The sequence below is a fragment of the Arthrobacter flavus genome (genome assembly GCF_039526005.1).
In the GTDB taxonomy this organism is placed as follows: Bacteria; Actinomycetota; Actinomycetes; order Actinomycetales; family Micrococcaceae; genus Arthrobacter_D; species Arthrobacter_D flavus.
Genome location: NZ_BAAAIJ010000027.1, coordinates 1 through 9,570, shown reverse-complemented (window position 1 = coordinate 9,570; position 9,570 = coordinate 1). Strand labels below are relative to the sequence as shown.

Annotated in this window: 12 protein-coding genes and 2 pseudogenes; 8 read left to right on the top strand and 6 right to left on the bottom strand. The window is 58.2% G+C overall.

Annotated elements, in window-relative coordinates:
• Nucleotides 1–449: 449 nt before the first annotated feature.
• A pseudogene (locus ABD059_RS07510) lies at nt 450–989 on the top strand (GyrI-like domain-containing protein).
• A 121-nt stretch (nt 990–1,110) separates the two neighbouring features.
• Here the strand turns inward: ABD059_RS07510 and ABD059_RS07505 are convergent.
• On the bottom strand, nt 1,111–1,584 hold the full coding sequence (locus tag ABD059_RS07505; protein ID WP_343878761.1) for a DUF1990 domain-containing protein: 474 nt from the start codon (nt 1,582–1,584) through the stop codon (nt 1,111–1,113).
• Nucleotides 1,585–1,754: 170 nt separating this feature from the next.
• Between ABD059_RS07505 and ABD059_RS07500 the strand changes: the two genes are divergently transcribed.
• The 5 genes from ABD059_RS07500 (at nt 1,755) to ABD059_RS07480 (ending at nt 3,639) form a co-directional block, all read left to right on the top strand.
• Complete coding sequence (locus ABD059_RS07500; protein ID WP_343878760.1) at nt 1,755–2,204, top strand: hypothetical protein; 450 nt, start codon at nt 1,755–1,757, stop codon at nt 2,202–2,204.
• Nucleotides 2,201–2,506, top strand: a complete 306-nt coding sequence (locus ABD059_RS07495) for a winged helix-turn-helix domain-containing protein (RefSeq protein WP_343878759.1) — start codon at nt 2,201–2,203, stop codon at nt 2,504–2,506. Before ABD059_RS07500 ends, ABD059_RS07495 begins: the two co-directional genes overlap by 4 nt.
• 68 nt (nt 2,507–2,574) lie before the next feature.
• Complete coding sequence (locus ABD059_RS07490) at nt 2,575–2,862, top strand: hypothetical protein (protein WP_343878757.1); 288 nt, start codon at nt 2,575–2,577, stop codon at nt 2,860–2,862.
• Nucleotides 2,863–2,938: 76 nt separating this feature from the next.
• The gene (locus tag ABD059_RS07485) at nt 2,939–3,421 is read left to right on the top strand and encodes a DUF2975 domain-containing protein (RefSeq protein ID WP_343878755.1); all 483 of its coding nucleotides are present in this window, start codon (nt 2,939–2,941) and stop codon (nt 3,419–3,421) included.
• Nucleotides 3,421–3,639 carry a helix-turn-helix domain-containing protein gene (locus ABD059_RS07480; RefSeq protein ID WP_343878753.1) on the top strand — a complete coding sequence of 73 codons (219 nt, stop codon included), beginning with the start codon at nt 3,421–3,423 and terminating at the stop codon, nt 3,637–3,639. Before ABD059_RS07485 ends, ABD059_RS07480 begins: the two co-directional genes overlap by 1 nt.
• Before the next feature lie 108 nt (nt 3,640–3,747).
• Here the strand turns inward: ABD059_RS07480 and ABD059_RS07475 are convergent.
• Nucleotides 3,748–3,969, bottom strand: a pseudogene (locus ABD059_RS07475) (AAA family ATPase); the annotation flags it as partial.
• Nucleotides 3,970–4,083: 114 nt separating this feature from the next.
• On the opposite strand from ABD059_RS07475, the gene ABD059_RS17740 reads away from it, so the two are divergent.
• Complete coding sequence (locus tag ABD059_RS17740) at nt 4,084–4,698, top strand: nucleotidyltransferase domain-containing protein (RefSeq protein WP_377959557.1); 615 nt, start codon at nt 4,084–4,086, stop codon at nt 4,696–4,698.
• A gap of 114 nt (nt 4,699–4,812) precedes the next feature.
• Here ABD059_RS17740 and ABD059_RS07470 read toward each other — a convergent pair whose 3' ends face one another.
• Entirely contained in the window at nt 4,813–5,313 is a 501-nt protein-coding gene (locus tag ABD059_RS07470; protein ID WP_343878751.1) for a GNAT family N-acetyltransferase, read from the bottom strand.
• Nucleotides 5,314–5,489: 176 nt separating this feature from the next.
• Nucleotides 5,490–6,062, bottom strand: coding sequence for a hypothetical protein (locus tag ABD059_RS07465; protein ID WP_343878749.1), 573 nt, complete (start codon nt 6,060–6,062; stop codon nt 5,490–5,492).
• A 310-nt stretch (nt 6,063–6,372) separates the two neighbouring features.
• Here ABD059_RS07465 and ABD059_RS07460 point away from each other — a divergent pair, with 310 nt between their 5' ends.
• On the top strand, nt 6,373–6,873 hold the full coding sequence (locus tag ABD059_RS07460) for a DUF3995 domain-containing protein (RefSeq protein ID WP_343878747.1): 501 nt from the start codon (nt 6,373–6,375) through the stop codon (nt 6,871–6,873).
• 329 nt (nt 6,874–7,202) lie between these two features.
• On the opposite strand, the gene ABD059_RS07455 is transcribed toward ABD059_RS07460, so the two are convergent.
• Together ABD059_RS07455 and ABD059_RS07450 are read right to left on the bottom strand one after the other, a co-directional pair.
• On the bottom strand, nt 7,203–7,775 hold the full coding sequence (locus tag ABD059_RS07455; RefSeq protein ID WP_343878745.1) for a GNAT family N-acetyltransferase: 573 nt from the start codon (nt 7,773–7,775) through the stop codon (nt 7,203–7,205).
• A gap of 119 nt (nt 7,776–7,894) precedes the next feature.
• Nucleotides 7,895–9,220 carry an MFS transporter gene (locus ABD059_RS07450; RefSeq protein ID WP_343878744.1) on the bottom strand — a complete coding sequence of 442 codons (1,326 nt, stop codon included), beginning with the start codon at nt 9,218–9,220 and terminating at the stop codon, nt 7,895–7,897.
• Nucleotides 9,221–9,570 lie beyond the last annotated feature (350 nt).

Genomic DNA, 9,570 nt, shown 5'->3' with positions numbered 1-9,570 from the left:
GGCTTTAGGCATGATGAACATCCTTCCACCCGCGAGGTTAATCCTCACAGGTCAGGAGTCAACCAAACCTTCAGCAGTCCCCTTCGATCAGATCACCGTTCCGGTTGACTCGGCGGTGAATCACGATGAGGTGATTGAGCGTTTCGTGCAACTGCTCCTCCCAGTCGCTCGGTAGCCTGACGCATCACAAAAGACGCTTGCCTTCGATGATCCCGATACGGACGTGATTCGGCCATCAAACGCTGCGAAAACCACGCCACTCATCGCTGTGATTCACAGCCCATTCCGTCTATGCAGGAGTCCGTATAGGTTCGCTTAATCTGCCGTTGCGGTTGGGTACCGCCTATCGGGCACGGTGCAGACGCCTCTTTCGATCTGATTGAAGCGGGCAGAGATAGTCGGGCGCCCCTTCTCGAGGGCCCGGAAGTATGGAGGTTGAAGGGAGAACCGTGATCGCTGAATTGAACAGAATGGTTGAGTCGGTTGAGGAACGTCAGGCCGACCACATTGATGTAGCTGAGCTTGCCATCGGACTCGGCACCACGGAGTACCATCTCCGGCGGATGTCTTCTTCATTGGCCGGGATGCTTCTGTCCGAATACGTCCGGCGTCGCCGCATGACTATTGCCGCAGCAGAGGTCCTCGGGGACGAGGACCTGCTGAGCATTGCGGTGCGCTACGGCTACGGGTCGACCGAGGCCTTCGGGTGAGCGTTCAGATCTGTCCACGGCGTCGCCGCGACGGAGGGAACGTCCGTGCCCGCGGACGTTGACGTGATCGACGTTCCTGCTGGGACCTGGGCGGTGTTCCGCACCGAGGGTGAGTATCCTGCTACGTTACAGTCGGCCTGGGCGGCGACCACGACGGACTGGTTCCCCTCGAACCCGTGGCGGCTCCGGCCGAGCCCCTCGATCGTTGCAGTGCTCAACCGCGCGTATGGCTTCAGCACGGCCACGTGCGAACTGTGGCTCCCCGTGGAACCAGGATGATTGAGCGAGCCCGCCGGCAATCGATACCGGCGGCCTCGCCGTCCGTTTGAGCGTTCCTCAACGAGACACTGGATCTCGCAAACTCTGCGGATCATTGCATCACTCAATGCTTGGCCGGCTACTACTGCAGCGCCTGCCGGTACCTTCTTTGGACTATACGTTGGGCGATCAGGAGGATTGGGAAAAGTGCCCGCCATGGCTGTTTTGACGCTGCCCGGGTGAGCGAGCGAATAGTCAGATATACCTCGTTGCCGCGACGGTAAACGATGAAGGATTCCTCACCGTCGACAGGATGCCCCGGCAAAGTCCGGTAAGAGAACCCGCTCCTCGTCGCTTCCTGCACTACGTACATCACTTCGACTGGTTCGATGACGGTGAGGCCGAAAAGGCGGGCCGTCACGACGACACGGGCTCCTGGCACAGCCGGACACACGGCATCCACCTCAAATCCACTCGCAGTCTTCACTTTCCAGTGGAGCACTCCTTCAGCTGCACGCCGCCAGACTATGTCGCCACTTCCGATGGACACTGTCACCTCTGAGCGGCGGTACTCGCGGCCGCTGGGCGGCCATCGGTCAAGATGCGGGACGGTCATGCCTCACCGACGACAAGTACTGGATACATGGAGTCACTGTATCGGGTGAGAGGAGTTACCAGACGCGTAAGCATCAATCCTCCTGCGGGCACTAGGTGAAGGGTGCCGTCTATTCAGCAGCTCTTTGATTCTCTGTTGACGGATCGTTAAGTGCTCAATAGTGTGTGGACATGGAAGCAGGCCGCGCTCACGCCTTTGCCCGACCGGAGAAGAATGATTCGACGTCCCGACGGCGTGGTTTCTCGAGCCGGAAAGAAGCGTCGTTACTAGCCTTGTGGGTGGTGATCGGCGGCTTGTTCATGGTCGCGATGCTTCACCGCGGCGCCGATTTTTGGGGCGGGGTCGGCGGGATCATAATTGTCGGCGGCCTGATTGTGTTGCTCGTCGTGTTCCTTTTCAGCCGGGCGAACACCCGCACCGTGCGCCCACGGCACTTCAACCTGGTCGAGGGACTGGCTGCCCTCTGGTTAGGAGTCGGCGGAGGGGTCTCCAACCAGATTCTGGGGCCGGCTGGTTCGAATGAGGCCGAAGTGTCCCTCGGGGTCGCTGCCCTCGCCGCTATCGTGCTCGTCCTGCCCTTGTCGGCGTGCTCAGTGTGGCTGGCGGCCCGAGGCAGATGAGTCTGGGGGAGGCCATGTCCCGGATCGATGATGTGATCCATTCGCCGGTGCGGTTCACCATTATGGCTGCTCTGTCGAGCGTCGATGACGCTACCTATCAGGTTCTCAAGGAAGAGCTCGGCATCAGTTACGCCCTCCTGTCCAAGCACGCCGCGATCCTCGAGAATCAAGGGTACTTAGAGGCCCAAAAATCTTTCCTCGCGAAGAAACCTCAGACTGTGTTCCGGTTGACCCGTAGCGGCCGCAAAGCATTCCGCGCCCACACCATGGCGCTCAGGGACATCCAACGCGGCCTCCGATAGCGGGGCCGGGCGGCAGGCACAATTGCAGTCACAAGCTGGCGGCGATTTCCTTTTCACAACCCCCGGTGATGCCAATCGATGATTGGCTGGAAGCGGCTCACCCTGAGCAGTGCTCATTCGTCGGCTGTCCAGCCCGAGGGGGCCAGCGTCGATCGACCGGCGGACGTTGGTACTACCGTGGAGATGAGGGCGATCCCGGGTACGTTGGATCGATGGACCCATCCTGGCTCAACTCCATTGTGTTGTTCGTCGTTTTCGGCGTCGTCTTTTTCTATGTGCTTTATGGGGTGATCAAAGCCGCCGTGCGCGAGGGAATCAAGCAGGCATGGCAGCACCGGGCAAATCAGAACAAGTAGTCGCCAGTCGCCAGTCGTCGGGCAGAAGCAAATGGGCCTATTGACAATCAATCGATTGATAATCGATACTTTGAGCATGAAAGCCTCACTGCAACACGCTAATCCGACCACGGTACTGGCAACACGAGTAGCGCTCTCCTTCCTTTTCCTCGCAGTCGTTGGTGGACAAATTGGTGTCTCCCTCACTGCGCAATCGCTAGCGAGGACCTATCCCGAGTTCGTAGACCTCCGGACCCCTCTCGTCTCAGCCGCGATCGCGTTCGGCGTCTGTGTGCAAGTCATCCTCGCCATCACCTGGATCCTGGTCGGACAGATCAGTAACGGCCGAATCTTCGGATCCTCATCGCTCAGACTCGTCAATGTCATGGCGTGCACCCTTGCTGTAGCGACTGTCATCATTGTGAGCACCATGTTTTTCGTTCCTGGACCGCCAGCACTGGGCCTATTACTGCTAGCGAGTGCACTTGTGGGGGCTACGTTCACACTCGTCCTGCTGGTCCTTCGTTCACTTCTATGCAAGGCGGCTTTCATGCGGGTTGAACTCGATGAGGTCGTTTGATGGCAATCAGAGTGGTGATCGACGCACATCTGATCGAGCGTGGCCTGTCAGTGGGTGAATTCGCGAGCAGGATCGGGATCACTCCCGCTAACCTGGCCGTCCTCAAGAACGGGCGGGCCAAGGCTGTTCGATTCTCGACCCTTGATGCAATTTGCCGAGTGCTTGACTGTCAACCCGGCGAGATTCTGGTCTGGGAGGACGACTTATCTGAGAGTTGAGCCGGGCCCCTTTTAGACGTAACTGGTGCTTCGTTGCAGAACCGGTCGTTTTTGGTACGGGCTTCATCTGCCACCTGGCAGCTGTGACTGTCAACTAGGAATCGCGGGTCAGGTGATACCGATGACGAGGGTTGATCGGGCGGCTTCGACGACGTCGTTGGTGATGGTGTTCAATTCGTTGATTTTCATGACCCGTTCCATCTGGGTGAAGAGTCTGTCGCCGAGGCGGAAGTTGCCGCGAGTAACGCGGGCTATCGCGGCGATGGCTTGGGCATCGGTGAAGTCTTCGCGGTCCAGGTCGTGGCCGAGTTTGCGGCATCGGCGCTGGAGTGTGACTGTGACCTAGGAATGGCGGTTAATCACAGCTTCGATTGGCGGTTCTGTTGTCCCGCGAGCGGATCCTCACGAGCCGACCTGCAAAGTTGAGCCACTTGGACTTGGAGGGTGCTGGATCACGAGGAAATCATTCGCTTGTATGGGCCTTGGCATCATCGCACTCCATCTGACGCGGCCGAACTGTGCAACGAGTACTCGGGTCTATGGTGGATCGCCGGCGGGTGGGCCATCGAAGCGTTCACCGGGAAACAGCGCCCACATAGCGACTTGGACGTTAGCATCCCGCGATCCGACGTCGCCCTCCTGCGACAACATGTTATGTCCCGATTGGAAGTATGGGCCGCTAATAAGGGGACCCTCTGGCCACTCATTGGTGAGGTGGACGAACCGCTTCCGTCCACCTTTGGGAATCTGTGGCTGCGTGCGAGTGGGGCAGAACCGTGGGAGTACGACGTTATTCTCATGGACGCGACCGATTCGGTGTGGACCTACAAGCGGGATACGCGCATACATCGCCTGACCGAAGACATCCTTTGGACTCGAGACAGCATCAACTATTTGTGGCCTGAGATCCAGCTATTGCACAAAGCTCCAGGCCTCCGGCCAAAGGATCAAGCGGACTTCGAGTCGTGCCTTCCCTTGCTGGAGAGCGCCGATCGTCGGTGGCTGCGCTCAGCTATGGAAGTCGCTCACCCCGAGCACCCTTGGCTGAACGAGCTCTAGGCCCGTACACCTTTTGAAGCTGTTTCAATAAGGCAAGCTGCCCCCTTTGTGGGACTTCAGCCACCGGCCGAAAATGATGACTTATGGGACGCGTCCGACGAGTCACGAAGTGTGTTAAGAAAGCTCGGTAAGCGTTCGTTCGAAAATTACGTTTACCGGGGCGAAGCCTTGAGACTCAAAGAAGCCATGAGCTTGGCTGTTGAATTGCCATGAATCTAGACGAATAGCGGCTGCACCATTGTCCTGGGCTATCTTCACCGCGGCATCCATCAGTAACTTCCCAACCCCCTTGTGCTGGGCGGTAGCTACCACAGCGATGTGATGAACGTAGAAAGACGAGGACGATCGCCGAAATGGATTAGCTGGCCTTGTTGTGTGCTCAGCGAGCAAATAGCCGAGGGCCTGCCCTTCGTCCCTGGCTATCAAGACTGTGCTTTCATCAGAAAGTTTCAGGGCGAGGAACTCTCTGAGTGCGTCTGGGTCAGGATCTCTAAATAGATCCGGGCGCCCGTTGGCATGAAGCTCCTGGATGCCAAGACCTAGCCCAACCAAATCATCGAGATCATCTCGCGTAGCAATACGAACGGTTGGAGCGGTCACTGTTGTCGGGCCCATACCCAAAAATATAGTCGCCCGCGCTTTCTTTCCCGAAGACGCAGCGGTTGGACGCAAACGATGGATTCAGAGACGCTGCTAGAGGAGATGCGGCAAACGCCGCTGGTGAGCGCTCAGAGGGACCGCCAAATAGCGATAAGCCCTTGATGCGGCGCGCCCACAGAATCGGTCTCGTTCTAAGAAGCTACGCGGTAGACACGCCTGGACTTGCCAGCGGTGAAGCCGAACTGTTCGTAAGCGCGAAGCAACCGGTCGTCAGCAGCTGTCGCGACCGCAATGTCGCCGGTCGGCAAAGAATCTATCAGTTGCTTCGTCAAGAGCAGGGCGGAGAAACGGGTTCCCGGGCGCTGGGCGAGCGCTGCTGCCTGCCACCTGTCACCCTTGGGAGTCTCTGAGCCGACTGGGGTAGCTGCCATTGCCGCTGAGCCCATCTGCGCAATTCCCAGCCAAAGGAGGAGGCTGAAAACAACCGCCATGACACCTACTGTGGCCGGGCCGAGAACCGGTATTAATGAGAATGCGATCAGCGTCCCCGCGACGAATATGAGCGCCCCTGCGACGAGCTCCACCCAAAGCCGATACCGGCCAAAGATCACCATGCCGCTTCTGTCCGGCGATTCATAGACCTGACCGCAATGGGCATAGACAGCAACGATCAACAGGCAGAGTGGATAGGCGAGGACCGCACCAACGCGGCCTTGAGTGAAGGCTAGAGACATCAGCCACCCGATCGAGAACACGCGAGACAACCCCGCAGGTTGCAGCGTCCGCCTCATTCACTACCCTCCGATCTAATTAGCCGGCTACGTCGGCAAGCGGAGACAATCGCGTCGTTCTCCATCTCATAGAAGAGCACGTTCTGACCTTGGATCCAGACCTTAGCGAAATCGGAAAGCATAGAATCGACCCTTCCATATATTGCCTGGCACCGTCGATGGAGCCGTCCCCTAACGATGGTTTGTAAGACGCCGCTGGGCCGGTCAAGACTGTTCAGCAAGCGGCGCGGCAATTGTTACGCGTGAGACTGCCGTTGAAAATGGCCCTCCGCCGTTAGCTACAGTGAGCCAGGTGACGCCCGAAAAGAAGTTCCCCCTCAGTCGGACCTTGGCGTGGGTGGCATGCATAGCCGGTACGGTGCATGCCGGGTTTAGTTTGTATTGGGCCCTTGGTGGGCGATGGCTCCTTGCCACGGTCGGCCAATGGGCAGTCCAGTTGTCAGTCGAGGCCCCGTTTGAAGCAGGTCTTGCGCTTGGAATTGTTGCCGTAGGGAAGTTGCTAGCCGCCACGATCCCCGTTGTCGTCGCTTATGGACGACTACCATGGCGTAGGTTTTGGCGTGCGGTGAGCTGGGTCGGAGGCCTTCTCCTAGTGATTTATGGCGGTGTGAATACGGTGGTCAGCGGCGCCGTATTAGCCGGCGCGATCCGCCCTGCGGGCGGCTACGACCTGAACGCGATGATCGGCCATGCTTGGCTATGGGACCCTCTGTTCTTCATCTGGGGCGTTGCTTTGACCTTATCGCTCTGGTACTCGCGCAAAAGCTCAGCCGACGGCACGTAAGACAATCCGCCTACGACGCAGCGCCCGGGGTTGCGTTGTCATCGGAATAAAGGCGGTCAGTTGCCGACGTTGGCTTCGGTCAAGACAGGGATGGAGGGTGGGCGGATGGTAGAGCCGCCTTGCGAGGCCAGACAGTACAGCTAGATGCCCAGAGAAACTCGGCCGCGATGATGACTCCGAGGAGACGGTTCCATCCGGTAAGTGCTTCGGTCCGAGCCGGGTCGGCAACGACCGGAAACGATGGATTCAGAGACCCTGATGAGTGAGATGGTATTGCGATCGCCGCGATAAGAGCTTCCTTGTAGGGGTTAGCGCCACCGTCAGCCGACTTATCTGGGCAAAGTATTCTTTCGGATTGCGGAGTAGAGGAACATGTCGCATCGTTTTCCGGCGATCTCCTGATGGCTGCGTAGCCGGCCCTCTCGTTCGTAGCTGGCTTTCTCGGCGGTGCGGATTGAAGCGGCGTTCCATGGTTCTATGTACAGCTCTACTCGATGCAGTCGAGGGATTGTCCAGGCAAAGGTAGTCAGAGCGTGGAGGGCATCGAGTGCAAGACCGCGGCCTCTCTTCTTCGGGGCGATGCCATAACCAATCTGGGCGCGGCCTGCGGCCAGTTCCTGTGTCCATAGTCCGATGGTCCCAAGTGAACGATTGGTCTCGACATCGGCGATGACAAAGGAGAATCCTGTCCCATCGATGTGGCGTTGCTGCTGACGTTCAACCCATGCCAAGGCTTCTTCATCAGTGGCATTTGGTGGGAGGCTTCCCACACTGGGCACATACGGATCTTGGGAGAGATCCCTAGCCATCCCGACGTCTAGATCCGTGAACCTGCGTAGCCGGATACGGCCGTGCTCGGGATTTGAAGACGGCCAGGGTGGGATCTCACTACCGATACTCATTCCCTAATTTTGCATCGATCCACTCAGTCCGAGGCATCAAGTCGGGTGTTCTACGCCCAACAGGGTCCCTGCGACCGGCCACCCAGCGTGCCCGGTAACGATGGTTAGCGAGGCGGCACTCAGTGTGTGAGTGCTTCTTCGTCGGTGAGCTGATCTTTTTCTACGTTTGCGTTTCGGAACTTTGAAAACAGGAGCACCAAGGCTGACAGCAGCATGATTCCGGCTGCTACCCAGAGGGCGACTGATGAGGTCGAGAAAGTAGCGATTGCGCCACCGAGGGGCGCGCCAAGAACGATCATTCCTCGGTTTATTGAGCGCCTAGTAGCGCTCATTCGTGCGATTAAGCTGTCTGGCGTTACAGCCTGCCAATACCCCATTTCTAGCGGGCCCTCGACGCCCATCGACAGCCAGAACAGAAACTGCCCTCCCACTGCGACAGCAAATGCCGACCAAAGCGCCACCGGCCATTCGGTAGGTGGGCCATAGGTTTGCACATCGAGAGGACCATCTGCAACAGCAACAGCGATCAAAGGGGAGAGCGCAATGAGGGCAAGCGCCACAGGCTGAATCAATCGTGCTGTCACTATGGTTCTGCCAGTGCCCAACTTCTCGCCGATGCGGATAGAAATAAGAGTTCCGACTACGGAGCCGACTCCGGCACCGCTCAAAACTAGGCCGAGTCCCAGCGCGCCAAGCTTCAGATCGTTCAGAACAAGGGCCGGGAGAACTGTGCCCATCATGGCGGAACCGATAAACCATGCATGGCTTGACCAGGCTAATGGTCTCAGTCGAGGGTGGCCGTAGATCCAGCGCAATCCCTCACCAATTTTGCGGCGCAGAGAACCATCCGTATGCACGGGTGGCTTGTTTGTCGCCGGGTGCTTCAGGGAGAGAAGGACGGCCCCGGAAAGGAAATGGGTTACTGCTCCTAAGAGTAGGGCGAGGGGTGCTGTGACCACTGCGACGAGGCCGCCGGCTACTGCGCTTCCTGTGGTTTGAGTTACGGTATCGCTTTGCTGGAGCCGGGCATTGGCTCGCGTAAGGAGCGGCCTGGGAACCAGTTGCGGCAAGAAGGACTGATAAGCGGCGTCGCTCATCAGGGCCAGTGTCCCGAAAATGAATATTAGGATCATTACCGCAGGGACGTTGAGGAAACCCAAGACCCCTAGCAAGCACAAGAGGGCCAGAACTATTCCGCGACCGAGATCACCGGCTATGAGGACTGTGCGCCGACGGAAACGATCTACCCAGATCCCCGCGAGTAGCCCAAAGAGTAAATAGGGTGCCCAGCGCGCAGCGTTGACAAACCCTTGGTCCAAAGCGGTGCCATTCAGAGTCACCAATACGAGAACTGAGAGTGCCACGGTGGTGATGTAGGTACCGAAGTCTGACACGGTTGAAGCGGTCCAGAATCGGACGAAAGCTGAGTTATGGCGCAGTTTCATGGCTTTGTTTGAGGGCCAACCGCCGCCGTGGCAGGGGGCTGATCCCCGTCCCCCTCTCAACCGAGCGTGCAGCTCACGTCTTACCGGTCGTCGTCCCCACATAGTATCCAGTCACATATTCGAAGATCCGAGGGAAACGTGGCTCTTCATAATTGAGGGTGTAGTCGCGGTCTGAATCCGCCGGATTCCAGTAGTGATCAGGCGATGTAGTTGGTGAGGTTCCGGAAGCCCAAGGCGGAGCCGCGGAGGTGTTCCAGGCGGCCGTTGATGGCTCTCCGTGGTTCGTGGTGAAAGCCGGGTTCGTGTCGTAAGCGTATAGGGGCTCGTGGCCCTGCTGAGATGGATGTTCT

Excerpts from the sequence above, each read along its gene's own strand:
- ABD059_RS07505 (WP_343878761.1), bottom strand. The coding sequence starts at position 1,584 with ATGACCGTCCCGCATCTTGACCGATGGCCGCCCAGCGGCCGCGAGTAC.
- ABD059_RS07500 (WP_343878760.1), top strand. The coding sequence starts at position 1,755 with ATGGAAGCAGGCCGCGCTCACGCCTTTGCCCGACCGGAGAAGAATGAT.
- ABD059_RS07495 (WP_343878759.1), top strand. The coding sequence starts at position 2,201 with ATGAGTCTGGGGGAGGCCATGTCCCGGATCGATGATGTGATCCATTCG.
- ABD059_RS07490 (WP_343878757.1), top strand. The coding sequence starts at position 2,575 with ATGCCAATCGATGATTGGCTGGAAGCGGCTCACCCTGAGCAGTGCTCA.
- ABD059_RS07485 (WP_343878755.1), top strand. The coding sequence starts at position 2,939 with ATGAAAGCCTCACTGCAACACGCTAATCCGACCACGGTACTGGCAACA.
- ABD059_RS07480 (WP_343878753.1), top strand. The coding sequence starts at position 3,421 with ATGGCAATCAGAGTGGTGATCGACGCACATCTGATCGAGCGTGGCCTG.
- ABD059_RS07470 (WP_343878751.1), bottom strand. The coding sequence starts at position 5,313 with ATGGGCCCGACAACAGTGACCGCTCCAACCGTTCGTATTGCTACGCGA.
- ABD059_RS07455 (WP_343878745.1), bottom strand. The coding sequence starts at position 7,775 with ATGAGTATCGGTAGTGAGATCCCACCCTGGCCGTCTTCAAATCCCGAG.
- ABD059_RS07450 (WP_343878744.1), bottom strand. The coding sequence starts at position 9,220 with ATGAAACTGCGCCATAACTCAGCTTTCGTCCGATTCTGGACCGCTTCA.